The following is a 26,770-nucleotide window of genomic DNA, read 5'->3' on the forward strand; positions in this document are numbered from 1 at the left end:
ACTCCCATGAGCAACATCGACGTCGTGATCACCGGCATGGGCGCGACGACGCCGCTGGGCGGGGACGTCGCGTCCACCTGGGACGGTCTGCTGGCCGGCCGCAGCGGGATCAGCACGATCGCCGCGGACTGGGCGGAGGAGCTGGACCTGCCGGTCCGGATCGCGGCGCAGCTCGCCGTCGAGCCGACCGACATCCTGCCCCGCGTGCAGGCCCGGCGGCTCGACCGGTGCGAGCAGGTGGCGATCATCGCCGCCCGCCAGGCCTGGGCCGACGCCGGGTTCGCCGAGCAGACCGACGAGCACACCGATGTCGAACCGGAGCGCCTCGGCGTTTCGATCGGCACCGGGGTCGGCGGGCCGGTGACCCTGCTGACCCAGAACGATCTGTTGCACCAGCAGGGTCTTCGCAAGGTGTCGCCGCTGACCGTGCCGATGCTGATGCCGAACGGCCCGGCCGCGCACGTGGGCATCGACCTGAAGGCGCGCGCCGGGGTGCATTCGCCCGCGTCGGCGTGCGCGTCCGGGGCCGAGGGCATCGCGAACGGCTACGAGATGATCCGGTCCGGACGGGCCGACGTGGTGGTCGCGGGCGGTTCCGAGGCCTGCATCCACCCGATCACCGTCGCCGGGTTCGCCCAGGCGCGCACGGTGTCGACGCGCAACGACGACCCGGCCGCGGCCTCGCGTCCGTTCGACGTGAGCCGCGACGGCTTCGTGCTCGGCGAGGGCTCCGGCGTCGTCGTGCTCGAGCGGGCCGACCGCGCGAAGGCCCGCGGCGCGCGGATCTACGCGAAGCTGGCCGGCTACGGACTGACGTCGGACGCCTACCACATCACCGGCAACCACCCGGAGGGCATCGGCCAGATCGCGGCGATGCGCGCGGCGATGGCGATGGCCGGACTGTCCCCTTCGGACATCGGCCACGTGAACGCGCACGCGACGTCCACTGTGGTCGGAGACATCGGCGAGGCGGCGGCGATCCGGTCGGCGGTCGGCGAGCACCCGGTGGTCACCGCGCCGAAGGGCGCGCTCGGCCACCTCGTCGGCGGGGCAGGCGCGGTCGAGGGCATCGCGACGATTCTCGCGCTGTACGAGGGCATCGTCCCCGCGACGCTGAACCTCACCGAGCAGGACCCGAAGGTGCAATTGGACGTCGTGTCCGGGGAGAACCGCAAGGTCGAACTCGCCGCGGCGCTGTCCAACTCGTTCGGTTTCGGCGGGCACAACACCGCGCTGCTGTTCACACCGGCGAACTGAGTTCCTCTTCACGGTCGAAGGGCCCCGCGGAAATCTCCGCGGGGCCCTTCACCGTTTCAGCACTTGTCGTGTTCGGTGGCGGTGCTGTCGACGGTGTCGATCCGGTACGAGCCGTGCTCGAACTTCATCGGCAGCACCAGCCGCCAGTTGATGCACTCGTGCGGGAAGTCGCCCGGGGCCTCGTTGAGCGACTGGGTGCTGGTGAACCCGACCAGCGCCCGCAGCGTGCCCTGCGCGCCCGGTTCGATGCGGTACAGCATGATGTTGACGTCCTTCGTGGACTGGAAGTTGCGGTGCCAGTCCACTTCCGGCGTCTTGCTGCGGCGCGCGTCGCTGACGGTTTCCGTCCAGGCGTCGTAGTCCTTCTTGTTGAGCGCGTTGAAGTAGGCCTGCAGCACGGTGCGGACGGCGTCGTCCTGCGGGTGGTTCTCCGCGTCCGGGGCGACCCCGACCTGGACCGAGCCGGACTTGTCGGACGGACCGCCGCTGGTCGAGACGGGCGGCGCCATGGCCTCGCCGTCGGCCGGGTGCGGGGACTCGGGGCGGCGGTACAGCTCGCGGGCGAGCAGACCCCCGGCGACGGTGATGGACAGCACCACCACGAGCACGGGGATCAACCACCGCTGACGGGACGGCGGGGCCGAAGGAACGCTCACCCGGGTGAGGGTACCGCTTTCGTTCACCCGACCTGGTGCAGCCAGGTGACCGGGGCGCCGTCGCCCGCGTGCCGGTACGGCTCGAGCGCCTCGTCCCAGGCCGCGGCGAGGAGTTCGTCCAGTTTGTGCGCGAGGGTTTCGCCGCCGCGGGTCATGCTGACGAGCGCGCGCAGCTGGTCCTCGCCCACGACGATGTCGCCGTTGGCGCTGGTGCGGCCGTGCCAGAGCCCGAGACCGGGCGCGAAGCAGAACCGCTCGCCGTCGACGCCCGCGCTGGGCTCCTCGGTGATTTCGAAGCGCACCATCGGCCACGCCTTGAGGGCGCCGGCGAGTTTGCCCGCGGTTCCCGCGGGCGCGCTCCAGCTGCATTCGGCCCGGAGCTGTCCCGGACTGGCCGGCTGGGCCGTCCACTTCAGCTCGACCCGGGCACCAAGGGTGCCCGAAATAGCCCACTCGACGTGCGGACATACCGCAGACGGCGACGAGTGGACGTACACCACGCCTCGGGTGCTGCCACGGGTGCTCACTGCTGACCTCCGCTTGTTCGACGAGGGACGTCTTCCCCTACGACCTCTCGAACCCTGCGCAGGTTGCGTAGCCTCCACGGCAGTTCCCGACCTGTGTAGCACATTCTGCACCCCAACCGTGCCGTTTGGCCACATGAACACCACAAGTCGCAGCGGACGACCCATTGTGGTGAGCCACGCCGACGCGAGGGCGCGGAGCACGGTTCCGGCGGTCCGGCACGCTAGCGTGGTGCACCGGAAACGCTGCGGATTTAGAGGAGAGTTTCGGTGCGACTGGTCCGTCTCGGGCAGCAGCCCTCGCGCGTCGCGGAAGACGTGCGGGCCGCACTGGCCTCCCTCGGCCGGGGGAGCACGGTGATCGGCGGCGTCGCGCTCGTCGGAGCCCGCCCGACCGGAGACCGTCCGGTCGAGGCGGTCGTGGTGCTTCCCGCGGGCGTGCTCGTGGTGATCGGCGTGGACCTGCCCGACCCGGCGCTGCGCCTCGAGGCCCCGCTGAGCGGACCGTGGAAGGCGGACGGCTGGCCCCTCGTCCACGGCGACGACGTCAACCCCGCCACCGAAGCGCTCGACCTGTCCCAGGAATGCGAACGCCGCATCGCGGAACTCGGCGGCGGCCCGGTAGGCACGATCGTGGCGGTCGGCCCGTACGTCGAGACGGTCGACCAGCCGCCAGGAGACCTCGCGGGCCCGGTCCGGGTCCTGCACCCGACGCCGACGACCATGCTGGCCGCGACCGTCTCCCTCGCGACGGCGCGGCATCCGCGCTCGGTGGACCAGGCGCGGGCGTTGATCTCCGCGCTGGCGCCGGACGCGCCGGAGCTTTCGGACGAGGTTTTGCGCGGGGAGGGGTTCGTCCGGTTCGCGGACGACGTTCCGGTTCCTCCTGGGCCCCGGTCGCCCGGGATCGGTGGTCCGGCTGGTGCGGGGGCTGTCGGCGCTGGGGCAGCGAACGTGGCCTCGCCTGGCGGTGCCGCGACGCATTCCGTCGCTTCACCTCCCGCAGGTGCGGGGGCGGGCAGCGCGAACGGGACCTCCGGCGGAGCCGCGGTTGCGGGGCTCGGCGCTGTCGCGGCAGGAGCGGCGATGTCGGGCGCCGCCGGAACCGCCGCCAAGCCCGATACCGCTGGATCTGCCGCCGCCGGTTCCGGCGCACCGGGTTCGGGCAATGCTGCTGGTTCGGCGCGTGCCAGCGCTGTCAGCTCCGACGCCGCGCAAACCCGCGCCGTTCAACCGGCCGCGGATTCCACCGGCAGCTCTGCTGCCAGCTCCGCTGAGACCCAAACCCGCAGTGTCAAACCGGCGGCCGGTTCCGCCGCCAGCTCCGGCACGGCCGGTTCCGGCGCAGCCGAAACCGGCGCCGTTCAACCGGTCGCGGATTCCACTGGCAGTTCTGCTGACAGCTCCACCGCAGACCAAACCCGCGCTGGCGAACCGGCCGCCGCTGACGTCGGCGCGGCCCGAGCCGACGCTGTCGGGCCGGACGGCACAGTCGCTCCCGGCGCGGCCCCGCCCGGAACCGCCGAATCCGGTGCGGCCGGGTCGAACGCCACCGGTCTCGGCGTGGCCGGTGCCAACGTCGCTGGGGCCAATGCCGCGGCCGGAAAAACCGCCGCGGTTCCCACGGCAAGTCCGGGACCGCAAGGCCCGGCCGGTGCGGGCAATCCCCAAGGGCTTCCCGTCTTCCCCGGTGCCGCTCCGGGATCGGCTGGCTCCGTGCCGTCGAAGGGTGCCGCTTCCCCCGGCAATCCTTCCGCCGCACCGAAACCCGCCGCTCCCCCGGTGCCGCGGCCGAAGATCATCGCGGTGCGGCCGCCCCGGCCGGAGATTCCGTCGATCGAGCTGGCGTCGCTTTCCGAGGCACCCACCGAATCGACTGACCCTCCTGAGGCTCCGACCGAGAAGATGCCGTCTCCGGCGAAGCCGCAGGGCGCTGGACGTCCGCGCGGGGCCGTTCCCCCGGTCGCGCCGGAGAAGGTTCCCGGGCCGGGCAGTCCTCCGCGAGGTGCGCCGCAACCTGCGCGACCGGCTCCAGCCGCCGGAGCAGGAACAGCCACCGGCGCGGGAGCCGGGACTTCTGCCCCGGCCGGAGTCGGCGCCGCGGCGGGAACCGGAGCAGCCGCTGGGGCGGGAGCAGGGGTTCCCACGGCACCGGGTGCGGGCACCGGGCCGAACACCCCGCCCGGGCCGGGGAAACCGGGATCCCGGACCGTCAAGTGGGTGCCGATCGCGGCGATCGTTTTGCTGGTCGTCCTGGTGGTGTCGGCGATCGTCGTCGCGACCAGCGGCGGCGACGACACTGCCGCCGCGCCGCCTGCCAGCAGTGCGCCGCCCAGCAGCGTACCGAGTCCGGTGCCGAGCAGCGTCAAGTCAAGCGCCCCGCCGGCACCGACTCTCACCTTCGAGCCCCGCGCGAACAGCGCCGACCAGAAGTGCGCCTCGCACGCTTTCGGGGACGTCCAGGCGAGCCTTCAGCAGACCAGCTGCTCCGCGGTCCGCCGCGCGAGCTACACGGCGCTCGTGGACGGGCGGCCGGCCGCGGTCACCGTCGCGGTGGTCGAGTTCCCCGATGCCGGACAGGCCAACCGCCTCAAGCAGATCGCCGACAACCCGGGCGGCGGCGGAATCCTGGACGTCGCCACGGAGACCGGCAAGTGGCCGGCAGGCCCGCCGCAGTTCGACGGCGCCGCCTACGCCAGCAAGATCGACGGCAACGGCGTGCGGATCGTGCAGGCGGTCTGGCAACCGGGACCGTCCACTGCGGACGATCCCGGACTCGCCCGCGCCGCGAAGGGCGCGCTCGACTTGCAGCTGCCGTCCTGAGCAACCAGCACCGTCAGCCAGCCCGCCACGCTCGGATAGGGACTGCCGTCGTCGACCAAGCATCATTCCCGCTTGTGCCGCCCAGCACCCGCCAGATCTAGCGGGGCGGCGGACCAACCCTCACTGCCACCCGCGCTCCAACAGGTCGAACGCCACATCCACCATCCGCCGCGGATCGTCTGACCGATCAGCCAGCGCGGCCGTCTCCAAGGCGAAATGGGCGAGCACCGCACACCGCGGATCGCCCTCCGGTGCACCGGTTTCCGCCGCGATCACCCGGCTCAGCGTGTGTTCGTGGCCCATCCACATCTTGTGCCAGTAATCGGCGAGCGCGGGCGTCTCGCGCACCAGTCGCAGCAACGGTTCGGCTTCCGCACGGATGCCGGAGGTCGCCCGGACGTGGATGTGCGCGCGGAGCGCCTCCAGCACCGACGTGCCCTCCGGACGATCCCGCACTGCCGAGACCAACGCCTCGTCGATCTCCGGTTCTCGGTCGAAGACGAGCGCTTCCTTGGTCGGGAAGTGCTTCATCAGCGTGGTGGTGGACACGTCGGCGGCGTCGGCGATCTCGCGCACGGTCACCTGGTCGTAGCCGCGCTCCAGGAACATCCGCAGGGCAGCGTCGGCCAGCGCCTGGCGGGTCGCCGCCTTCTTGCGTTCACGACGGCCGGGAACGGGGGCACTGGTCATCCCCCGACGCTACCCGAAGCGGCACAACCACTTAAGCGGTACGACACCGCCCAGCTCAGAGCCCGTAAGCCTCCAGCAGCCGCAGCCACACCTCGCTGATCGTCGGGAACGCGGGGACCGCGTGCCACAGCCGGTCCAGCGGCACCTCGCCGACGACGGCGATCGTCGCCGAGTGCAGCAGTTCCGCCACGTCCTGGCCGACGAACGTGACACCCAGCACGACGCCGCGTTCGGTGTCCACGACCATGCGCGCTTTGCCCTTGTACCCATCGGCGTGCAGCGACGAACCGGCGACCGCGATGTCGATGTCCACGACCCGGTCCGCGGATCCGTCGCGCGCCTCAGTGAGGCCGACTGACGTCACTTCCGGGTCGGTGAACACCACCTGCGGAACCGCGTGATGGTCGGCAGTCGCGCTGTAGCGGCTCCACGGTTCGGTCGAGATCTCCTCGCCGCGAGCACGGGCCGCGACCGAGTCGCCGACGACGCGAGCGGCGTATTTTCCCTGGTGGGTCAGCAAAGCGCGGCCGGTGACGTCGCCTGCTCCATACAGCCAGCCACCCTCCACTGCGGACACCCGGCCGCTTTCGTCGACCTGGAGCGGACCGTCGGTGGGCAGGCCGAGCACGTCCAGACCAATGGTGCTGGTCGCGGGCGCACGACCGGTCGCGACCAGCAGTTCGTCGACCACGATCTCGTCGCCGCCGGCCAGTTTCAGCTGCGTGCCACCGTCCACAACGGACACTTCAGTCAGCCCCGAGTTGGTGTGCACGCGGACGCCTGCCTCGCGCAAACCGTCCAGGACCAGGTCGCCGGCGAACTCCGGCAGCCGCGGCAACGGGCGGTCGCCGGTGATCACGAGGTCGACCTGCGAACCGAGCCGTGCCCACGCCTGCGCCATCTCGACGCCGACCACGCCGCCGCCGAGCACGCCGAGCCGTCCGGGTGCCTCGGTCGCCGACGTCGCTTCCCGCGAACCCCACGGCGTAATGGTGTCCAGGCCCGGAATCCGCGGCGTGCGCGGGACGCTGCCGGTGCACACGATCACCGCGTGCCGGGCGGAGAAAACGCGGCCGTCGTCGAGCGTGACTTCGCGCTCACCGGTGATCCGGCCGTAGCCGCGCACGGGTTCGATGCCCGCGCCGCGCGCCCATTCGACCTGGCCGGAGTCGTCTCCCTTGCCGGTGAACCAGTCGCGGCGCGCGAGCACCTTCTCCGGATCCAGCGCGTCGCCGATCGGCACGCCGGGCATCCGCTTGGCCGCGGCGAGCAGGTTTCCCGGGCGCAGCAACGCCTTGCTCGGGATGCACGCCCAGTACGAACACTCCCCGCCGAACCGTTCGTGTTCGAGGAGCGCCACCTTCAGCCCGCCCATCGCGGCCCGTTCCGCGGCCACTTCCCCGACCGGACCCGCACCGATGACCACGACGTCGAAAGTCTCTGCTGCCATGCGCACAGCGCACACCACCGCGCAGGTTCGCGCAAGCCTGCCGGTATTCTCGTACCAGAGCTGCAAGAAACCGGCGGCACCGCGGAAACCCGGGTCGTCGCCGTGCCGGTTGCACGCACGACCACGATCGAGCACGGGAGGCTCCCATGGCGAGGAACACCGCTGTCCGGACTCTGGACGACCTGACCGGCGGACGCGCGGCGGAAACCGTCGCGTTCGCGCTGGACGGCATCGAATACGACATCGACCTCGGCACCCGCAACGCGACCGCGCTGCGGCGATTGCTGGAGAAGTACGCGAAGGCCGGCCGCCGGACTGGCGGACGGAAGCTTCGGCCGCGGCTGATCGCGGGAGCTGCGAAGGCTGGCGCGAAGCCGGTGGCGGAGAAGACCGCCGCGGCGGGCAAGGCCGGGAAAGCCGTTGCTGGCAAGAAGACTGCTGCCGCCAGTGCCGCGAAGTCTGCCCGAACGGGTGGCGCGACCGGGACGGTAAGCCGGACCGCGCGCAAGGCTCCGGCCAAGGCCCCTGCCAAGCCGACGAAGGCCGCCGCGACCAAGACTGCCGCGGTCAAGGCTCCGGCCAAGCCGACGAAGACCGCGGCGACCAAGACGCCTGCCGCCAAGACGACCCAGGCGGCCGCGGTCAAGGCTCCGGCCAGCAAGACGGCGAAGACCGCGACGGTCAAGACGTCCGCACCCGCGAAGACGGCACCCGCACAGACGGCCCCGGCGAAAACCACCGCCCCGGCCAAGTCCGCGACGGCTAAGACGTCCGCGAAGGCCGCTCCGGCACCGGCCAAGGCAGCCGCCAAGCCGCGTCGCCGTACGGCCAGCGAGGTGCCGCCGGTGCTGTTCTCCGCTTCCGACAACTGATCCGTCCGTGAGGGGAACCCTGAGGGAATCTGATTCCCTCAGGGTTCCCCTCACGGACTTTCGGCCAGGCTGCACGAATGTGGCTGTCCGGCAAGGAAGTTACGAACGCTGGCGTCCTTCGGCGTGCCAGTCCGGGAATTCGTAGCGGCTCCACAACAATGACCGCTGCCGCGCCAACTCCCCTGCCGTCGGTTCGCGCGGCGGGAGCGGGCCGAGCAGTCCCGCCGCGGCCGCGCGGACAGTGTCTTCCACTTCCGTCAGCGGCAGCCGCACGCCGTGGTCGACCAGGGACGCGACCTTGCTCCGGTGCGAATCCAGCGGCTTCGGGTCCGGCGGCGGGCCGGTGAGGTACGCGCCGACGCGGGCGGCATCCGTGTCGACCAGCAGCGTCGAATGCGCCAGCAGCACGTCTTTGGTCCGGAAGACCGCGAAGCCGCACAGTTTCGCGTCGCCGACGAAGATGCCGCGGTCGCCGATTCTCGCCGGGAGACCGAGTTTCTCCACTGCGGCGGACATCACCAGGCCGAGCATTTCCAGCGGACGAGGCGCGGGGCCGGGAAGCACGAGCGTCACGTTGAGATTGCCCGGGTCGTGGAACACCGTCCCGCCGCCGCTGGCTCGCCGCAGCACCGGGACGCCGTCGCGAGCGCATTCGTCGACGCGGACCTCGCGGGCGATCCGCTGACCGCGGCCGACCACGACGCACACCGGGTTCCGCCACAGCCACACCACCGGCGCTGTCGGCCCCTCGCGCAGCAGCGCCTCGTCGAACGCCAGGTTTTCGGCTGGGTCGGTGAATTCGGCTCGGACTTCCGACCCGCTCGGCATAGCGTTCCTCCACGATCAGCTGGACTTCGGGATCGTAGAGCAGGCTCAGGACGCGGCCGGGCCGAGCAGGTCCCAGCGGTTGCCCGCGATGTCGCGGAACACGACGACCTGGCCGTACGGCTCGGTCCGCGGTTCGCCGAGGAACTCGACCCCAGCGTCGCGCATCCGCTGATAGCTGGCCTGGAAGTCGTCCGCGCGCAGGAAAAACCCGACGCGTCCGGCGTGCTGGTCGCCGACCGCGCGGGACTGCCGCTCGCCGTCCGCCTGAGCCAGGAGGATGCCGGTCTCGCCGCCGGGCGGGCGGACGACGACCCATCGTTTGGGGCGGCCGTCGTTGGTGAGCGACGGCGAATCCTCGGCAAGGTCGAAGCCCAGCGCGCGGGTGAAGAAGTCGATCGCCTCGTCGTAGTCGTCGACGATGATCGCGGTCAGGTGCAGGAAGGCCATGCCGCTAAGGCTGCCAGTGCGGCACGCCGAGCAGGATCATCCGGAGCCGTTTTTCCGCCGCGACCAAAGTGCGCTCGTCGGCGGCGGTGTCGCCGGGACGGATGTCCAGCAGTTCGGCGACCGTGCCGAGCATCGCGGTGACGATGAGGTCGGCCAGCAGGTGGAGGTCCTCCGTGGGCCAGGTGCGCAGCGGGTCGAAGCGCGCCAGGTCCAGCGCCAGATCGCTGGAGAACATCCGCATCTCGACCGCGATCGCCCTGGACACCGCGCCGGGACCGGCGTAGCGCTCGCGCGTGACGAACCGGAAGTGGTCCTCGTGCTCGCGGACGTGCCGGTGCAGCGTCTGCACTGAAGCCCGGATCATGCCGCCGTAACCGCGCTGCTCGGTGCGCGCGCCGCGGAGCATGCCGCGCAGCGTGCGCGTGGTCTCCTCGACCAGCGCGACGCCCAGCTCCTCCATCGACGAGAAATGCCGGTAGAACGCCGTCGGCACGATGCCCGCGCCTTTCGCGACCTCGCGCAGCGAAAGGCTGGCGAAACTCCGGTCGGCGAGCAGGTCGAGCGCCGCGTCGAGCAGCGCCTGACGGGTGCGCTGTTTGCGCTCCTGCCGGCTCACCGGGCCGGCCGGCTCCTCGGCTGCGGACACGTCGAGCAGCGTACTGGCGATCGCCGCATGGCCCACGTCACATCACCTCGCTTCCGCGTTGACAGGCCCCGGGGCCGTGCCCCCACACTATTCAGTGTACGACTGTGCACTCAACTTCTGGAGGGGTGATGACCGCACTGCTCCCGCGCCGCGTGCGCGGACTCGTCTCGCTCGCCGAGGCGCTGCTCACCCCGCACGGCGCGGACCGGTACCTCGAACTGGTCGACCCGATGCTGGTGCGGCGCGAGATCCGCGGCCGCGTCACCGCCGTGCGGCATCAGACGCCGGACACCGTCACCTTCACGGTGCGGCCGAGCCGGGCGTGGCAGGGCTTCCGCGCCGGGCAGTACGTGCGGATGCAGGTGGAGATCGACGGCGTCCGCCGGACCCGCTGCTACTCGCCGTGCGGCGCGCAGGGCAGCGATGACCTGGAGTTCACCGTGAAAGCCGACCCGAACGGGCTGGTGTCGCGGCATCTGCAGGACACCGCCGTCGGCGCGGTGGTGGGACTTTCGCCGGCGGATGGCGAATTCACCCTGCCGTCGCCGCGCCCGGACCGGATCGTGCTGATGAGCGGCGGCAGCGGGATCACGCCGGTGCTCGCCATGGCCCGCACGCTCGTCGCCGAGGGCCACCCCGGCGAGATCGTGTTCCTGCACTACTCGAACACCCCCGCAGACGCCCTTTACCGCGCCGAGTTGGCCGAACTCGCCGCCCGGCACCCGGGGTTCCGCGTGGTCAACGCCCACACCCACGCCCGCCGCGGCGGCGACCTGCACGGCCTGTTCTCCGTCGCACACCTGGAGAAGGCCGCGCCGTGGTTCCGCGAGGCCGAAACGTTCCTCTGCGGTCCCGCTCCGCTGATGGCCGCTGCACGTGAACTCTTCGAGAACGAGGGGTTGAGTGCACAACTGCACACCGAAGAGTTCGCGGCAGCACCGTTGGCCTTCGATACCGCGGCCGCCGAGGGCCGGGTGCGCTTCGCCCGCAGCGGCCGGGAGTGCGACAACTCCGGCAAGCCGCTGCTCGAACAGGCCGAGGACGCGGGCCTGACGCCGGAACACGGGTGCCGGATGGGCATCTGCTTCTCCTGCACACAGCTCAAAACCGCCGGACGCGTCCGCAACGCCCGCACCGGCGAGGTCTCCGGCGAGGAGAACGAAGAAATCCAGCTCTGCGTCAGCGTCCCTGTCGGGGACGTCGAAATCGACGCCTGACCACCGGAGGAAGCATCATGACCGGTCTGCAGGACCGCCTGACCCCCGCCCAGGTCGAGGAATTCGGCCGCGAACTCGACGCACTGCGCCAGCGGATCGTCGACGACCTCGGCGAGGAGGATGTCGAGTACATCCGCAAGATCATCAAAACCCAGCGCGCGCTGGAGGTGACCGGCCGGGGCCTGCTGTTCGCCGGCTTCCTGCCGCCCGCGTGGCTGGCCGGCGTCGCGGCGCTGTCCGCGGCGAAAATCCTGGACAACATGGAGATCGGCCACAACGTGATGCACGGCCAGTACGACTGGACGCGCATCCCGGAGCTGAGCTCGCAGCGCTTCGAATGGGACACCGTCGCGCCGGCGGAGAACTGGCGGCATTCGCACAACTACATCCACCACACGTACACCAACATCGTCGACAAGGACCGCGACGTCGGCTACGGAATCCTGCGGATGGACCCGGCGCAGAAGTGGCATCCGTACTACCTGGGCAACCCGGTGTACGCGACGCTGCTCGCGCTGCTGTTCCAGTGGGGCGTCATGCTGCACGACCTGGAAGTCGAGCGGGTGGTGAAGGGCGAGCGAACCTGGGCGGAAAACGTGCCGGTGCTGCGCCGGATCGTCCGCAAGGCCTCGCGCCAGATCGGCAAGGACTACGTCCTGTTCCCGCTGCTCACCGGCCCGCTCGCGCCGCTGACGCTGCTGGGCAACGCAAGCGCCAACCTGGTCCGCAACCTGTGGGCGTTCTCGATCATCTTCTGCGGCCACTTCCCCGCGGACGTCGAGAGCTTCACCGAGGAAGAGACCGAGAACGAAACCCGCGGCCAGTGGTACCTGCGCCAAATCCTGGGCTCCGCGAACATCACCGGCGGTCCGCTGTTCCACATTCTCTCGGGAAACCTGTCGCACCAGATCGAGCACCACCTGTTCCCGGACCTGCCCGCGCGCCGCTACCCGCAAATCGCCGGAGAAGTGCGGGAAATCTGCGAACGCTACGGCCTGCCTTACAACACCGGCCCCCTGTACAAGCAGCTGTGGTCGGTAGCTAAGAAGATCGCGCGGCTGGCCCTTCCCGGAAAACCGGGTCCGGCCGCTACCGTGGACCCCGAACGGCAACTCCGAGCAGCCTGAGGAAGCCCATGGTCGGCCCATTCGAAAGTGGCAAGGACACCGTGCAGGAGCTGACGGAGTCCGCAGCCAACCACATCGGCAACATCGCCACGATCATTACTGGCGCAGTCCGCGACATAGCCCGCGAAACGGGCGATTGGTTCACGGACGTGATCGAAATGCGCGAAGCAGCCCAACGCGCGAAGGAAGACGAAGCCCGCCTGGACAAGACCCCAGACGCAGACTGATCTCCGGCGGTTCTGGCCCGGAAGTACGTGAGGGGAACCCTGAGGGAATCTGATTCCCTCAGGGTTCCCCTCACGACCCACCGACGCCGCGCCACGCCGCGATGGGCTCCTTCACTGACGTAGATTCCCTCAAGGGCCCCTTCACGGACCGCCCACCCCCGCCAGAACGCGCCCCAATGCGGCGTTGGGTGCATCCCACGCACCCAATGTGGCATTCGGTGCATCTGACGCACCCAACGCCACATTGGGGCGCTAGCCCCAACCCACTCACAAACCGCAGCCGAAGCACCCAACGATCGAGGCACCCAGCCGTGCGCCCCGCCACCCAACCGCCACCCGGTGCACCCAAGGTTCGAAGCACCCAGCCCCTCCCCCGCACCCCGATATGAAGCGTCCCTGCGGTCTGGGGGTGCTTGTCAAGGCATCTTTCCCGCCTTGACAAGCACCCCCAGACCGTCAGCACACTCACGCTTCGGGGTGCCCCACGCAACCCAGGTGCGCAATGTCGCCGCCAGGCGACGAGGTAGGGCTACCCCCCGCCCCACCACACAAGCCAGCCCCGTACCCCTCACCCCCAAAACGCGGCAAACTCAACGACGTGACCACCCACCCACACCCCGGCACCCCAGGTCACCCGGTGAACCCAGCCCTACTCCGCCGCCTATGGCCCGCCACCCCGCGCCAAGCCCTCCGCGAAACCGCCTGGCTGGCAATCACCGGCCCCCTCCCCCTGCTCTCAGTAGTCCTCCTCCTGGCCGGAACAGCCGTCGGCATAGCCCTGACCCCCGTCCTCGCCGGATTCCTCATCCTCACGGCCGTCCTCCGCGGAGCAAGAGTCTTCACCGGCCTACACCGCCGCCTAGCCACAAAACTCCTAGGAATCTCCCTCCCACCCCCACCAAGAACCGACCTCAACCCAGGCCTCTGGAACTGGCTAACCGCCCGCCTAGGCGACCGAACAGCCTGGCGCTCCGTCGCCTACCTCCTGGTCCGCCTCCCCTTCGGCCTCCTCGCCATGATCGGCGCAGGCGCGCTCGGCTTCTTCGGCCTGGCCTCCTTCACCTACCCGCTCACCTGGCTCCTCGAGACCAGGCCCGGCCACCGCCTGCCGGTCTTCAACATCGGGAGCTTCAGCTGGCTGGGCTCCCTCGGCTGGTGCCTCCTCGGCATCGCCGTCCTGACCGTCTGGCCCGCCGTAGTGCACCTCCTCACCGGAATCGACCGCCTCCTCCTCCGCACTCTGACAGCCGACCCAGGCCTTCGCGAACGAGTCCGCTTCCTCGAAGAAACCCGAGCCACCGCCCTAGACGAAGCAGCAGAACAACTCCGCCGCATCGAACGAGACCTCCACGACGGAGCCCAGGCCCAACTAGTCGCCATGGCAATGAAACTCGGCCTGGCAAAAGAAGAACTAGCCGCCGACTCCGTCAACCTCGACCAAATCCGCACCCTCGTCGACACCGCCCACAGCAACGCCAAGCAAGCCCTCATCGAACTCCGCGACCTAGCCCGCGGCATCCACCCCGCAGCGCTCGACAAAGGCTTGAGCCTCGCACTGTCCACATTGGCCAGCTCAGCCGATTTCTCCGCGACCGTCGCAGTAGAACTAAGCCGCCGCCCACCCCCGTCACTGGAGACAATCGTCTACTTCGCCGCCGCCGAACTCATGACCAACGCGTCCAAACACGGTGCCGGACGATGCACGGTCCTAGTCGAAGACCGCGAAGACGTGCTGCGGCTGACCGTCGTCGACCACGGCCCCGGCGGCGCCGCGGTCATCCCCGGCGGCGGACTGTCCGGAATCGCCGAACGACTCCGCCCGGCCGACGGCGAGCTGACCGTTTCGAGCCCGAACGGCGGCCCGACCGTAGTCACCGCAACACTCCCGCTGCCCCGCTAAACTCGGTGAAATGAGGGGGAAACAGTGCGGATCGTGATCGCGGAGGACTCGGCAATCCTGCGCCAGGGCCTAGTCGAACTCCTGGGCCTGCGCGGCCACGAGGTAGCAGCGGCAGTGAAGAACGCCGACGACCTCCGCACCGCCGTCCGCGAGCACCAGCCCGACGTGTCCATTGTGGACATCAGGATGCCGCCGACCCACACCGACGAAGGCCTGCGCGCGGCAATAGACCTGCGCGCGGAACGGCCAGGCTGCGCGATCCTCGTCTTCTCGCAGTACGTCGAAACCAACTACGCCAAGCAGCTCCTCGCCGGAGAAGCGGGCGCGGTCGGCTACTTGCTGAAGGACCGCGTCGCCGAGGTGTCGGACTTCCTCACCGCGTTGGAACGCGTCGCCAAGGGCGAGACGGTGCTCGACCCGGAAGTCGTCCGCCAGCTGTTCGCGACCACCGGCCAGGCCGGTCCGCTCGCCGAGCTGACCCCGCGCGAACGCGAAATCCTCGGCTTGATGGCGCAAGGCCGGTCGAACTCGGCGATCGCGGCCGAGGCGTTCCTGTCGGCGGGCTCGGTGGAGAAGTACGTGACGAGCATTTTCGGCAAGCTGGGCCTGCCCCCGTCGGACGGGCACAACCGGCGCGTCCTCGCCGTGCTCCGCTATCTCGATTCCTGACGCCTACCCTGACGGTATGTACTCCACCGAGATCGAGGTGCACACCGGAAACACCGCCGTCGTGCACAACCTCACCCGGGAGGCCGAGAGGTTCCTGCGCGACGCCGATGCCACCGACGGCCTGCTGCACGTGTGGGTGCCGCACGCGACGGCCGGGCTCGCGGTGCTGGAAACCGGCGCGGGCAGCGACGACGACCTCCTCGCCGCGCTCGACGACCTGCTCCCCCGCGACAACCGCTGGCGCCACCAGCACGGCACCGGCGGGCACGGCCGCGACCACGTGCTTCCCGCGTTCCTCCCGCCGTACGCGACCGTGCCGGTGCTCGGCGGCGTGCTGCTGCTCGGCACCTGGCAGTCGGTGTGCCTGGTGGACACCAATGTCGACAATCCCGTCCGCCGGGTCCGCTTCAGCTACCTCACCGGCTGATCCCGCCGTAGCATCGCGGACGTGACAGCCATTCGCGCGCACCGGCTGGTGCTCTGGGACATCGACCACACGCTCGTCGACTACACCGGGCTCGGGGTCGGCTGGTACGGCTCGGCGCTGGCGGCGGCGACCGGGGCGCAGTTCCGCACGCACCCGGATTTCGGCGGCCGGACCGAGCGCGCGATCACGGCCGACGTCCTGACCATGCACGGGATCGAACCGGACGAGGACACCATCCAGCGGATGTGGCGGGAGCTGATCGCAGCCGTCGAACGCGCCCGGGAAACGCTTCCCGAGGAAGGCCGGGCGCTCGACGGCGCGGCGGCCGTGCTCGCCGATCTCGCCAAGACCGACGGCGTCGTGCAGAGTCTCGTCACCGGAAACCTGCCGGAGATCTCGCGGCACAAACTCGCCGCGCTCGGTCTCGACGAGCATCTCGATCTGGAGATCGGCGGCTACGGTTCGCTTTCGCCGCGCCGCGCGGATCTCGTCCCGCACGCCGTCAAAGCCGCGGAAGCGAAGCACGGCAAGGAATTTCCCGCGGAAACCGTGGTGATTCTCGGGGATACTCCGAACGACATCGACGCGGCGCTCGAATACGGCGCGGTGGCGATCGGCGTTGCCACTGGCCGGTTTTCCGCCGGGCAACTGACCGAAGCGGGCGCACACCGGGTCTTGCCGGACCTCGCCGATCTGTCTGCGGTCCGCGCCGCGGTGCTCGGACTGCCCTGAGACAAGCGACCGGGATCACTCGTTCGGGCGGCGTTGGTGTCAACCCCTGTTCCAGGTCGGATAAGCCGCTCATGAGCCGAATGCCAACCTGTTTTCCCTGGTCAGCGCGTTGACCTTCGACGAAGGTCAGTCTTGGGGCCAGGGTCGGGTCCCCCTGGGGTAGCAGTCCCTTAGGGGGAGAAGTAGGTCCGACGGGCGATGACCGCTTAAGATCGCCGCGCCAAACTTTCCCCATGACGATCGCACAGGGGGGAACCGGCCTCGTGGCCGGAGAGGCACGCGGACGGCTAGCGGTGCTGTGGAACCGGATCCCGTTCACGACGACCGTCGTGCTCGCGATCATGATCGTGGGGGTCGCGACCGGCTCGCTCTGGCACGCCGCCGAGCACCAGCACGCTTTCCACTACTACGCCTACGGCCTCCCGTCGCTCGAACACGGCCGCTGGTGGACGCTGTTCACCGGGCCGTTCTACGCCCTGCGCCCGTGGTTCTACCTGCCGATGGCGGGAAGTTTCGCGCTGATGGCCGGGTTCGCCGAATGGCACCTGGGCACCCGGCGAGCGATGGCGGTGACCATCGGCGGGCAAGTGGTGTCGACGATCGTCGCGGTGCAATTCCTCGAACTTTCCCGCAATTCCGGCTGGGCCTGGGCCGACCGGATCTCCGGCACGCTCGACGTCGGCTTCTCCGGCGGCGCGCTCGCCGCGATCGCCATCACCAGCGCCACCCTGCGCACGCCGTGGCGGCTGCGGCTGCGAGCCGGGCTTTGCGTATACGCCGGAGTAGCGATCGTTTATGTCGGCACCCTCGCCGACCTCGTGCACTTCTTCGCGCTCGTTCTCGCGCTGCCGCTGGGCCGACGGCTCGCCGGGCCCGCCGCACGCAACGCCAACAAGCCGTCGCTGCGCGAATGGCGGCTGCTCGCGTCCGCCGGGTTGGTGCTGCTGGTCGTCGCCGAAGTGGTGATGTGGCTGGTCCCGGGCGACGGCCCGTTCGGCTCGTCGGACTCGATCTCGTTGTCCGGCAACGAACTTCTCCCGCTGTGCATCGTCGCGGTGCCGATCCTCAACGGGCTGCGCCGCGGTTCGCGGTTCGCCTGGCGGTGCGCGATCGCGCTGTGCGTGCTCGCCGCGTCGCAGATGGCGGTGCTCGCCGGGCTCGTCGCGATCACGCAACTGATCCGCGAGGACTACGACCTCAGCAGCCCGCCGCTGTTCATCGTGGACAATCTCTTGTGGACAGTCGAGCTGGTGTTGCTGATCTCGGCCCGGCGCGCGTTCCGCGTTCCCTCGCGGCGCAGGCGGCGCAAGATCTTCCGCGGCGGACCGGACCCGGCCTTCGCGCGGCTTCTGCTGGGCCGCAACGGCGGCAGCACCATCTCGTGGATGACGACCTGGCCGCAGAACACCTACTTCGTCGCCTCCGACGGCACGTCGTACCTGGCGTATCAGCGGCACGCCGGCGTCGCGGTGGCGCTCGGCGACCCGGTCGCACCAGACGGGACGAGCGACCGCACGCTGCGGGAGTTCTCCGCGATGTGCGAGAACACCGGGCTTGTGCCGTGCGTGTTCTCGGCGACCGCCGGGACCGTCGCGCAGACCACGAAACTCGGCTGGCAGCACGTCCAGGTCGCCGAGGACACGTTGGTGGACTTGGAAAACCTCGAATTCCGCGGCAAGGCCTGGCAGGACGTGCGGACCGCGCTGAACCGCGCCAAGAAGGACGGCATCGAGTTCCGGCTGGTGCGACTGGCCGAACAGCCGTGGTCGATCCGCGAACAGGTGCGGGCGCTGTCCGAGGAATGGATCTGCGACAAGGGCCTTCCGGAGATGGGCTTCACGCTCGGCGGCGTGGACCAGGCGATGGACCCGGCGACGCGGGTCGGTCTCGCGGTCGACGCGGACGGCACGGTGCACGGCGTGACGTCGTGGCTGCCGGTGCACACCGGCGACGGCGAAGTCGGCGGCTGGACGCTCGACGTGATGCGCCGCCGCGCGGGCGGATTCCGGCCGGTGATGGAATTCCTGATCGCCTCGACCTGCCTGGCGTTCCGCGAGGAGGGCGCGAAGTTCGTATCGCTCTCGGGCGCGCCGCTGGTCCGCAGCAACGACAGCACGCCGCGCCAGATGGTCGACCGGATGCTGGACGCGCTGGGTTCGATGATGGAGCCGTACTACGGATTCCGTTCCCTGCACGCGTTCAAGGCGAAGTTCCAGCCGCGGCACGAGCCGTTGTACCTCGCTTACCGCGACGAGGCCGATCTGCCGCGGATCGGGATCGCGCTGGGCCGCGCGTATCTGCCGAACGCCGGGCTGATGGACTTCGCGAAGCTGGCGCTGCGGCGTCAGCGCGTGGTCGGCGGCGGCGTGGTCGTGGACCGGTCCGCGGCCGGGACGCCGCGGTAACTGTGCAGGATCCGGACGAGGTCCTCCCGGGACGCGGAGCCCGGGCGGCCTTGTTCGGAGTACGCGACCAGCACGGCCGACCTGTCGCCGGCTTTGAGCGCGAGTGCTCCGACAAGCACGCTCTGCGGCTGGCACGGCGCGTTGCTCGGGGCCACCTCGGCGACCACGAGTGTGCCCTCGCGGCTTTCGTTCTCGATCTTGACCTCGGTCTTCTCCGGCGCGCCAGGCGTCACCTTCGCGGCCGGAGCGCCTTCGCCGGTGTACGCGCTGATGCCCAGGTCGGTGACCGCCTTGCGGGCGGCTTCGGCGGCGTCGCTGGTCTTCTCGGTGGTGAACCCCGCGCCGCCGAACTGGCCGACTGGATCTTCCTTGCAGCTGCCCTTGCCTAGAAACGCACTGGTGGTGAGGTTGATGCCGGACGATCCGGCGACCGGGTCCCAGCCGTGCAGCGTGGTCGGCGCCGGTTTCCAGGACGGCGGCACGTCGTACGCGTAGCTGCCGTCTTTGCCCGGCACTGACTGCCATCCCGCGACCACCGGCGGCACGACCACCTTGGGGTCCGGCTGGTAGGTGCGCGGGGCGCGCGGAGTGTCGTCCGTGCTGGCGGAATGGTGGCTCTTGGTGGAGAAGATGTTGTAGCCGAATATCCCGATCATGATGAGGATCGGGACCGCCTTCACCAGCCGGAGATTGGTTTTGCGGGGCGTGGATCGCCGGAGCTGCGCCGGGGTGAGGCTTTGCCGCAGGGGATCCGCGCCCTCTTCAGGCGGCGGAGTCCCCTGCGGCTGCGGGGCTGGTTCGGACGGCTTCGGCGCTGTTTTCTCGTACCCGGCGCTCGGGAACTTCGGCGCGTCGGACGGCTCGTACCCGCCGAAGCCGCTCAGCGCGGCGTTGTCCTGGTACCCGCCGTCGTCGCGCCGTTTGCGTCCGAACCAGCCCACGGGCTTCAGCCGCGGACGAGCTTCGCGAGGTGGTCGACGACCGAGTCGACGGCGATTTCCTCGCGTTCGCCGGTGCGCCGGTCCTTGACCTCGACCAGGCCGTTCGCGAGGCCGCGGCCGACGACGAGGATCGTCGGGACGCCGACCAGTTCCGCGTCGGCGAACTTCACGCCCGGGGTGGCCTTGCGGTCGTCGAGGATGATTTCGAGACCGGCGGCGTCGAGTTCGGCGGCGATCTTCTCCGCGCCCTCGCGCACCGTCTCGTCCTTGCCCGCGATGACCACGTGCACGTCGAACGGCGAGACCTCGCGCGGCCACACCAGGCCCTGCTCGTCGTGGTTCTGCTCGGCGAGCACACCGACCAGGCGGGAGACGCCGACGCCGTAGGAGCCCATGGTGATCCGGACCGGCTTGGAGTCCGGGCCGAGCGCGTCGACCTCGAAGGCGTCGGTGTACTTGCGGCCGAGCTGGAAGATGTGCCCGATCTCGATGCCGCGCGCGGCGACGAGCGTGCCCTGCCCGTCCGGCGACGCGTCGCCCTCGCGGACCTCGGCGGCCTCGATGGTGCCGTCCGGCGTGAAGTCGCGGCCGACGACCAGGTCGAGCACGTGGTGGTCGCGCTTGTCGGCGCCGGTCAGCCAGGCGCTGCCTTCGACCACGCGCGGGTCGACGAGGTAGCGGACGCCGTTCTCCTGCAGCCCCTTCGGGCCGATGTAGCCCTTGACCAGGAAGGGGTTCTTCGCGAAGTCGGCTTCCTCGAGCAGCTCCACCTCGGCGGGCTCGAGCGCCGCTTCGAGACGCTTGAAGTCCACCTCGCGGTCGCCCGGGAGGCCGATGCCGAGCAGCTCCCACTCCTTCGCGCCCGGCTGGCGCGTCTTGACCAGGACGTTCTTCAGCGTGTCCGCCGCAGTGAACTCGCGGCCGAGCCCGGCGGCGTTGAAGAACGCGACGAGGGTCTCGATGGTCGGCGTGTCCGGGGTGTGGTGGATCTGCGCCTCGGGCAGGCCTTCGAGCGGCCGGGCGGCGGGCACGGGCGTGACCACGGCCTCGACGTTCGCCGCGTAGCCGGATTCGGTGCTGCGGACGAAGGTGTCCTCGCCGTTCTCCGCGACCGCGAGGAACTCCTCGGACGCCGAGCCGCCCATCGCGCCGGACGTGGCGGCCACGATGACGTACTCGAGGCCGAGGCGGTCGAACAGCTTGATGTAGGCGTCGCGGTGGGCCTGGTAGGAGCGCTCGAGGCCTTCGTCGTCGAGGTCGAAGGAGTAGGAGTCCTTCATGACGAACTCGCGGCCGCGCAGGACGCCCGCGCGGGGGCGCGCCTCGTCGCGGTACTTGGCCTGGATTTGGTACAGCGTGACCGGGAAGTCCTTGTAGGAGCTGTACTCCCCCTTCACGGTGAGCGCGAACAGCTCCTCGTGGGTCGGGCCGAGGAGGTAGTCGGCCCCCTTGCGGTCCTTGAGGCGGAAGAGGTTGTCGCCGTACTCGGTCCAGCGGTTGGTGGCCTCGTACGGTTCGCGGGGCAGCAGCGCGGGGAACTGGATCTCCTGCGCGCCGATCGCGTTCATCTCCTCGCGCACGGTCTCCTCGACCCGGCGCAGCACCCGCAGGCCGAGCGGCAGCCACGAGTAACCACCCGGGGCGACCCGGCGGACGTAGCCGGCGCGCACCAGCAGCCGGTGGCTGGGCACTTCGGCGTCCGCCGGATCCTCGCGCAGCGTGCGGAGGAACAACGACGACATCCTGGTGATCACTGGGAACTCCCTGCGCTGAGCGGGCCTTAGACGTTTCGCACAGAGTAGTCAACCCCCGGGCCTCGACGCATGCGGGTTATCGGCGGGCGCCGTTTTTGTCGGTGGTCGCGGCTAGCGTGCGGGCATGGGTTTGGAGATGGGCATGATCACCGTCGACTGCGCCGAGCCGCAGCGCCTGGCGGAGTTCTGGACAGCGGCACTGGGCGTATCGGTGGCGGCGGACTACGGCGAGTTCGTGATGCTGGAGGGTCCTGCGTCGGGCGGGCCTCGGCTGGGGTTGCAGCGGGTGCCGGAGCCGCGGAGCGGGAAGAACCGCGTGCACGTGGACTTCGGCGCGGACGACCGTGAGGCCGAGGTCCGGCGACTGGTCAGGCTTGGTGCGGTGGAGCTGGGGCAGCATCAGGTGCCCGGGCTGGAGTGGACGGTGCTGGAGGATCCGGAGGGGAATGTGTTTTGTGTGTCCGCGAAGGGGGCGCATTGAGGATTGAGTGAGCGCGGGCGTCGGCGGGCGCGGTCGGAGCGGGTTCTGCTACCGGCCCGTCTGGCCATCCGCGGACGCGGCGGCGAGCTGACGCGGGCGGGCAGGCCGGTCGTGGGCGAACGCCTCCGGCGGCACCCAGCCGAAGCCGTCCGCGCAAGCACTTCGGCGACAGTCAGCCGAGCGGCAAAACGTACCCGTAATTCCGCTCAGCCGCCCGATACCCGCACCGTTCGTAAACAGCGAGCGCCCGGTGGGTGTTGTCCACGTCCACCGACAGCGACGACTTCTCGAAGCCAGCCGCACGACCGGCCTCGAGGGTGTGTGCCAGCAGCGCCGACGCCAGGCCCCGGCCGCGAGCCTCCGCCAGGGTGCCGACGTAGTTGACGTGCAGCTCGCGCACTCCGGTCGCCGCCGCGTCCGCCTCGTAGAACGACGACATCACGAACGCCACGACCCGGTCCCGCTCCGGGGAAAGGAGGAGAAACGACAGGTCCGGCTGAAAGTCCTTGTTGCCGCGAAACCGGTGTTCCCACTCGTCGGCGGAGAGCCAGGTGCTGCCCCAGTGCCCGGCGAACGCGGCGTTGCGCGCGTCGAGCACCAGTGCGTCGTAGCGTTTCTCGCAGGCGACCAGCGGAAGATCGTCCGGAAGCTCCGGCGCCGAGGGCAGCGAGGCCAAGCCCGCGCGCATCTCCACGAAGGTGCGTTCCTGCTTGAACCCGCCGCGCTCCAGCAGCGAGATGTACCAATGCTCGTTCTCGTGCGCGCCAGCGTGCAGTTCCAGCTTCGCGTCCGGGAAGTGCCGCGCGTGGACGGTCCGAGCCGTGCGCACGAGCCACTCCGTCAGCGCCGAAGCGACCTCGTCGGTCCGATACTCCGGGTCAGTCAGCGCTGCGACGTGCGGCTGATGCACCGGATCAGCGGCGTCGCGGGCAATGACCAACGCATAGCTCACCAGCCGCGCCCCGTCCCAAGCACCGGTGCTCGCTCCCGGCAGATCGACCGACGGGCCCGACAGTTCCTGGCGCACGTCGCCCTCGTCCCAGTGCTCGCCAGTGCGGTCGGTTTCCTCCGCGACCGCGCAGAGCCGGGTGACCTCGCCGACGTCGGCGAGCGTGAGCGGGCGCCAGGTGAGTTCCATGCGAGCCAGAGTAAGGAGCGGCACACGGCCAACGCACCTGGATTACCCGGCGGTTACGCTCCGGGGGTGCTGGTGCTCCTCCCCCCTTCAGAAACCAAGGCCGACGGCGGCAAAGGCGCGCCGCTGGACCTGGACGCGCTGTCGTTCCCCGAGCTGAACCCGGTGCGCGCCAAGCTGGCCGACGCCCTGGTCGAACTCGCGGCCGACGTCCCCGCGAGCCTCGCCGCCCTGGGCATCTCCGCGCGCCAAGCCGACGAGGTCACCCGCAACGCCCAGCTCTGGACCTCCCCGACGATGCCCGCGCTGAGCCGCTACACCGGCGTCCTCTACGACGCACTGGACGTCAAAAGCTTCACCCGCGCCGGCCTGGCCAAAGCACAGCAACGACTGGCCGTCACGTCCTCCCTGTTCGGCGTCGTCGCGGCCACCGACCCCATCCCCGCCTACCGCCTCTCGGGCGGCAACACAGTGCCCGCGCTGGGCACCGTCCGAGGCCTGTGGAAGCCGGTCCTGGAACCAGTACTGCACGAGGTCGAAGGCCTGATCGTGGACCTCCGTTCCGGCACGTACGCCGCCTTCGCCAAACTGCGCGCAGACGCGGTCACCGTCCGAGTAGTCACCGAAGACGCCAACGGCAACCGCACCACGGTGAGCCACTTCAACAAGGCCTATAAAGGAAAACTGGCCGCCGTACTGGCCACCTCGCGAAGCGAACCGTCCTCTGTGGACCAGTTAGTGCGGGTAATCACCAAAGCAGGCCTGACCGTAGAACGCACCGGCGACCACGCGCTGGAACTGCTCACCGACTGAACCGGCGCCCCCGAGTCACGCGCGGGATCTTCAGCCGAGCACCGCCATCGCCGCGTTGTGCCCGGGAATCCCGCTCACCCCACCGCCGCGAACCGCGCCCGCCCCGCACAGCAACACCCGCTCGTGCCGGGTCTCGACGCCCCACGTCCCCGCCGTCTCGTCGTCGCCGTACGGCCACGACAGGTCGCGGTGGAAGATGTGCCCGCGCGGCAAACCCAGCTCCGCCTCCAGATCCAGCGGCGTTTTGGCTTCGATACACGGGTTTCCGTCGCCGTCGAGCAGCAGACAGTCCGAGATCGGCTCCGCGAGCACGCTGTCCAGCGACGAAACCGTGGCGCGCAACGCCTCCGCCCGCGCACCGTCGTTGTCCGCTTCGAACAGCCGGGCCGGCATGTGCAGGCCGAACAACGTCAGCGTCTGCACCCCGGCCGCTCGTTCAGCAGGACCGAGGATCGACGGATCAGTCAGCGAATGGCAGTAGATCTCGCACGGCGGCACCGTCGGGACCCGGCCTGCCGCGGCCTCCCGATGAGCAGTTTCCAGCTGGGCGAACGATTCGTTGACGTGGAAGGTCCCGCCGAACGCGGCACGCGGATCGACTGCCGCGTCACGCAACCGGGGCAACCGCCGCAGCACCATGTTCACCTTCAACTGGGCCCCCTCCGGCGACTCCGCGGGCTCCTCGCCCAGCAACCGGGCGAGCGTGCGCGGCGCGACATTCGCCAGCACGTGCCCGCCGGTCACCACGCGTTCCGTATCGCCTTCGCGGTAACGAACTTCGCCGTCCGGGGCCACCGACAGCACCTCCGCGCCGGTGACCAGCCGCGCTCCAGCGCGACGGGCCGCGTCCGCGAGCGCATCGGTGACCGCGCCCATTCCGCCGACCGGGACGTCCCAGTCACCGGTGCCGTTGCCGATGAGGTGGTAGAGCAGGCAGCGGTTCTGCCGAAGCTGCTCGTCGTCCGCGGAGGCGAAAGTGCCGATCAACGCATCAGTGAGCACAACCCCGCGCACGACGTCGTCCTCGAACGACCCGCGCAGCGTCTCCCCGACCGGACGCTCGAAAAACGTCTCCCACGCCTCGTCATCGCCAATCCGCCGACGCAGCTCAGCCCGCGTAGGCAACGGCTCAGTCAGTGAATCGAACGTCACCCCAGCCATCCGAGCCGCCGAAGCGTAAAACCGTTGCCAGGAAACATAATCCTTCGCCGACCCAGTAACCGCACGAAACGACGCCCCAGTCCGCTCGTCATCCCCCGTGTCGACAAGGAGACCCGTGTCGCCGACCGGCGTATAGGACGACATCCGCCGCCTCCGCAACCGGACGTCCAGCCCCAGCTCAGCCACGATCCGCCGCGGCAACAAGCTCACGAGATACGAATAACGCGACAGCCGAACATCCACACCAGGAAAAGCGCGGAAAGAAACCGCCGCGCCCCCGATCTCCGCACGTCGTTCCAGCACCAGCACCGACCGTCCGGCCCGGGCCAGATAGGCAGCGGCGACGAGCCCGTTGTGCCCGCCGCCGACGATCACCGCGTCGTAGTCCACCGCGGCGAGCCTAATGCTTGACCCGGAGCGCACTCCAGGTCTTAGCGTCGCCAACGACAAGATCCGGCGCAGAAGGAGCGACCATGACCGACGTCCCGACCCGGAACCTCGGCGGACTGGCGGTTTCCGCACAGGGCTTGGGCTGCATGGGAATGAGCCACGGCTACGGCGCGACCGACGACGCGCAGTCGATCGAAACGCTGCGCCACGCACTCGACCTCGGCGTGACTTTCCTTGACACGTCTGACTTCTACGGTTCCGGCCACAACGAGGAACTCATCGGCCGCGCGATCGCCGGCCGCCGCGACGAGGTAGTGCTGGCCACCAAATTCGGCATCGCGAGCCGTCTCGGCGAACCGACCCAGGTCCGCGGCGACGCTGCCTACGTGCGCCAGGCCTGCGAAGCCTCCCTGCAGCGGCTCGGCGTCGACCACATTGACCTGTACTACCTGCACCGCGTCGACCCGGACGTGCCGATCGAGGAAACCGTCGGCGCGATGGCGGAACTGGTGCAGGACGGAAAGGTCCGGCACCTAGGGCTTTCCGAGGCGAGCGCGCAGACCATCCGGCGCGCGCACGCGGTGCACCCCATCGCCGCGCTGGAGAGCGAATGGTCGCTGTGGACCCGCGATCTGGAAGCCGAAATCGCGCCGACCTGCCGCGAACTGGACATCGGTCTCGTCCCGTTCTCGCCGCTCGGCCGCGGCTTCCTGACCGGCCGCTACCGCTCCACCGAAACGATGGCGGACAACGACGTGCGGCGCTACCAGCCCCGTTTCGCCGACGGCAACCTCGACCGGAACCTCGCGATCGTGGCGAAACTGGAGGAACTGGCCGCCGCGAAGGAGGTCACGACCGGCCAGCTGGCGCTGGCGTGGGTGCAGGCGCGCGGCGAGGACGTCGTGCCGATCCCGGGCACGCGGCGGAAGCAGTACCTGGAGGAAAACCTCGCGGCCCTGACCGTCGATCTGACCGCCGACGACCTCGCCGCGATCGAGGCCGTCGCCGCGCCGGAGAACTTCGCGGGCGAGCGCTACGACGCGGCCCACCTCGCGTTCGTCAACCGCTGACCTCGAGGCGACGCTGGACGCCCGCTGTCCGGCGTCGCCTCGGCGATCGGTTTTCCCGGCGGCGATCTGCTTCCCGCTCGACGTCGAGTTCGGGGACAACCTGGCCGGAGCCGACGCCGCCCGCCAAC

The 26,770-nt window shown here is 69.9% G+C and carries 25 protein-coding genes; 14 read left to right on the forward strand and 11 right to left on the reverse strand.

Annotated elements, in window-relative coordinates; genetic code table 11:
* Nucleotides 1–6: 6 nt before the first annotated feature.
* The gene (locus AB5I40_RS16175; RefSeq protein WP_354750838.1) at nucleotides 7–1,257 is read left to right on the forward strand and encodes a beta-ketoacyl-[acyl-carrier-protein] synthase family protein; all 1,251 of its coding nucleotides are present in this window, start codon (nucleotides 7–9) and stop codon (nucleotides 1,255–1,257) included.
* A gap of 56 nt (nucleotides 1,258–1,313) precedes the next feature.
* Here the strand turns inward: AB5I40_RS16175 and AB5I40_RS16180 are convergent, their stop codons facing one another.
* Both AB5I40_RS16180 and AB5I40_RS16185 read right to left on the reverse strand, forming a co-directional pair.
* Nucleotides 1,314–1,913, reverse strand: coding sequence for a hypothetical protein (locus tag AB5I40_RS16180; RefSeq protein ID WP_370939314.1), 600 nt, complete (start codon nucleotides 1,911–1,913; stop codon nucleotides 1,314–1,316).
* 23 nt (nucleotides 1,914–1,936) lie between these two features.
* On the reverse strand, nucleotides 1,937–2,440 hold the full coding sequence (locus AB5I40_RS16185) for a DUF3145 domain-containing protein (protein WP_093576929.1): 504 nt from the start codon (nucleotides 2,438–2,440) through the stop codon (nucleotides 1,937–1,939).
* Between the two features lie 267 nt (nucleotides 2,441–2,707).
* On the opposite strand from AB5I40_RS16185, the gene AB5I40_RS16190 reads away from it, so the two are divergent.
* The gene (locus AB5I40_RS16190) at nucleotides 2,708–5,260 is read left to right on the forward strand and encodes a hypothetical protein (protein WP_370939315.1); all 2,553 of its coding nucleotides are present in this window, start codon (nucleotides 2,708–2,710) and stop codon (nucleotides 5,258–5,260) included.
* A 120-nt stretch (nucleotides 5,261–5,380) separates the two neighbouring features.
* Here the strand turns inward: AB5I40_RS16190 and AB5I40_RS16195 are convergent, their stop codons facing one another.
* Entirely contained in the window at nucleotides 5,381–5,950 is a 570-nt protein-coding gene (locus AB5I40_RS16195) for a TetR/AcrR family transcriptional regulator (protein WP_370939316.1), read from the reverse strand.
* A gap of 55 nt (nucleotides 5,951–6,005) precedes the next feature.
* Nucleotides 6,006–7,400 (reverse strand): NAD(P)/FAD-dependent oxidoreductase, encoded by a 1,395-nt coding sequence (locus tag AB5I40_RS16200; RefSeq protein ID WP_370939317.1) that lies wholly within the window; start codon nucleotides 7,398–7,400, stop codon nucleotides 6,006–6,008.
* 146 nt (nucleotides 7,401–7,546) lie between these two features.
* On the opposite strand from AB5I40_RS16200, the gene AB5I40_RS16205 reads away from it, so the two are divergent.
* Nucleotides 7,547–8,272, forward strand: a complete 726-nt coding sequence (locus AB5I40_RS16205; protein WP_370939318.1) for a histone-like nucleoid-structuring protein Lsr2 — start codon at nucleotides 7,547–7,549, stop codon at nucleotides 8,270–8,272.
* A 99-nt stretch (nucleotides 8,273–8,371) separates the two neighbouring features.
* On the opposite strand, the gene AB5I40_RS16210 is transcribed toward AB5I40_RS16205, so the two are convergent.
* From AB5I40_RS16210 to AB5I40_RS16220, 3 genes are read right to left on the reverse strand one after another with little or no spacing between them, the layout of a single operon-like run.
* A complete protein-coding gene (locus AB5I40_RS16210; RefSeq protein ID WP_370939319.1) occupies nucleotides 8,372–9,100 on the reverse strand; it encodes a biotin/lipoate A/B protein ligase family protein in 729 nt (242 codons plus the stop codon).
* A 45-nt stretch (nucleotides 9,101–9,145) separates the two neighbouring features.
* A complete protein-coding gene (locus AB5I40_RS16215) occupies nucleotides 9,146–9,547 on the reverse strand; it encodes a VOC family protein (protein ID WP_370939320.1) in 402 nt (133 codons plus the stop codon).
* Between the two features lie 4 nt (nucleotides 9,548–9,551).
* A complete protein-coding gene (locus tag AB5I40_RS16220; protein ID WP_370939321.1) occupies nucleotides 9,552–10,229 on the reverse strand; it encodes a TetR family transcriptional regulator in 678 nt (225 codons plus the stop codon).
* Between the two features lie 92 nt (nucleotides 10,230–10,321).
* Between AB5I40_RS16220 and AB5I40_RS16225 the strand changes: the two genes are divergently transcribed.
* The 8 genes from AB5I40_RS16225 (at nucleotide 10,322) to AB5I40_RS16260 (ending at nucleotide 18,897) form a co-directional block, all read left to right on the forward strand.
* Nucleotides 10,322–11,410 carry a ferredoxin reductase gene (locus AB5I40_RS16225; protein WP_370939322.1) on the forward strand — a complete coding sequence of 363 codons (1,089 nt, stop codon included), beginning with the start codon at nucleotides 10,322–10,324 and terminating at the stop codon, nucleotides 11,408–11,410.
* Between the two features lie 17 nt (nucleotides 11,411–11,427).
* Complete coding sequence (locus AB5I40_RS16230; protein WP_370939323.1) at nucleotides 11,428–12,537, forward strand: fatty acid desaturase; 1,110 nt, start codon at nucleotides 11,428–11,430, stop codon at nucleotides 12,535–12,537.
* Nucleotides 12,538–12,545: 8 nt separating this feature from the next.
* Complete coding sequence (locus AB5I40_RS16235) at nucleotides 12,546–12,764, forward strand: hypothetical protein (RefSeq protein WP_370939324.1); 219 nt, start codon at nucleotides 12,546–12,548, stop codon at nucleotides 12,762–12,764.
* Between the two features lie 502 nt (nucleotides 12,765–13,266).
* Entirely contained in the window at nucleotides 13,267–14,664 is a 1,398-nt protein-coding gene (locus AB5I40_RS16240) for a sensor histidine kinase (protein WP_370939325.1), read from the forward strand.
* A gap of 24 nt (nucleotides 14,665–14,688) precedes the next feature.
* On the forward strand, nucleotides 14,689–15,333 hold the full coding sequence (locus AB5I40_RS16245) for a response regulator (RefSeq protein WP_370939326.1): 645 nt from the start codon (nucleotides 14,689–14,691) through the stop codon (nucleotides 15,331–15,333).
* Nucleotides 15,334–15,349: 16 nt separating this feature from the next.
* Nucleotides 15,350–15,760, forward strand: coding sequence for a YjbQ family protein (locus tag AB5I40_RS16250; protein WP_037820381.1), 411 nt, complete (start codon nucleotides 15,350–15,352; stop codon nucleotides 15,758–15,760).
* Between the two features lie 30 nt (nucleotides 15,761–15,790).
* A complete protein-coding gene (locus tag AB5I40_RS16255) occupies nucleotides 15,791–16,492 on the forward strand; it encodes a haloacid dehalogenase-like hydrolase (protein ID WP_370940533.1) in 702 nt (233 codons plus the stop codon).
* A gap of 233 nt (nucleotides 16,493–16,725) precedes the next feature.
* The gene (locus tag AB5I40_RS16260; protein WP_370939327.1) at nucleotides 16,726–18,897 is read left to right on the forward strand and encodes a bifunctional lysylphosphatidylglycerol flippase/synthetase MprF; all 2,172 of its coding nucleotides are present in this window, start codon (nucleotides 16,726–16,728) and stop codon (nucleotides 18,895–18,897) included.
* On the opposite strand, the gene AB5I40_RS16265 is transcribed toward AB5I40_RS16260, so the two are convergent.
* The gene (locus tag AB5I40_RS16265) at nucleotides 18,837–19,838 is read right to left on the reverse strand and encodes a hypothetical protein (protein WP_370939328.1); all 1,002 of its coding nucleotides are present in this window, start codon (nucleotides 19,836–19,838) and stop codon (nucleotides 18,837–18,839) included. The genes AB5I40_RS16260 and AB5I40_RS16265 overlap by 61 nt on opposite strands.
* Before the next feature lie 5 nt (nucleotides 19,839–19,843).
* Nucleotides 19,844–21,592 (reverse strand): proline--tRNA ligase, encoded by a 1,749-nt coding sequence (locus AB5I40_RS16270; protein WP_370939329.1) that lies wholly within the window; start codon nucleotides 21,590–21,592, stop codon nucleotides 19,844–19,846.
* Nucleotides 21,593–21,716: 124 nt separating this feature from the next.
* On the opposite strand from AB5I40_RS16270, the gene AB5I40_RS16275 reads away from it, so the two are divergent.
* The gene (locus tag AB5I40_RS16275; RefSeq protein ID WP_370939331.1) at nucleotides 21,717–22,073 is read left to right on the forward strand and encodes a VOC family protein; all 357 of its coding nucleotides are present in this window, start codon (nucleotides 21,717–21,719) and stop codon (nucleotides 22,071–22,073) included.
* 172 nt (nucleotides 22,074–22,245) lie between these two features.
* Here the strand turns inward: AB5I40_RS16275 and AB5I40_RS16280 are convergent, their stop codons facing one another.
* Entirely contained in the window at nucleotides 22,246–23,211 is a 966-nt protein-coding gene (locus AB5I40_RS16280; RefSeq protein WP_370939332.1) for a GNAT family N-acetyltransferase, read from the reverse strand.
* A 66-nt stretch (nucleotides 23,212–23,277) separates the two neighbouring features.
* On the opposite strand from AB5I40_RS16280, the gene yaaA reads away from it, so the two are divergent.
* Nucleotides 23,278–24,021, forward strand: coding sequence for a peroxide stress protein YaaA (gene yaaA, locus AB5I40_RS16285; protein WP_370939333.1), 744 nt, complete (start codon nucleotides 23,278–23,280; stop codon nucleotides 24,019–24,021).
* A gap of 30 nt (nucleotides 24,022–24,051) precedes the next feature.
* On the opposite strand, the gene AB5I40_RS16290 is transcribed toward yaaA, so the two are convergent.
* Nucleotides 24,052–25,572, reverse strand: coding sequence for a phytoene desaturase family protein (locus AB5I40_RS16290; RefSeq protein WP_370939334.1), 1,521 nt, complete (start codon nucleotides 25,570–25,572; stop codon nucleotides 24,052–24,054).
* Between the two features lie 83 nt (nucleotides 25,573–25,655).
* On the opposite strand from AB5I40_RS16290, the gene AB5I40_RS16295 reads away from it, so the two are divergent.
* Nucleotides 25,656–26,642 carry an aldo/keto reductase gene (locus AB5I40_RS16295; protein WP_370939335.1) on the forward strand — a complete coding sequence of 329 codons (987 nt, stop codon included), beginning with the start codon at nucleotides 25,656–25,658 and terminating at the stop codon, nucleotides 26,640–26,642.
* The last annotated feature ends 128 nt before the right edge of the window (nucleotides 26,643–26,770 follow it).

This window comes from Amycolatopsis sp. cg13, from assembly GCF_041346965.1.
GTDB lineage: Bacteria > Actinomycetota > Actinomycetes > Mycobacteriales > Pseudonocardiaceae > Amycolatopsis.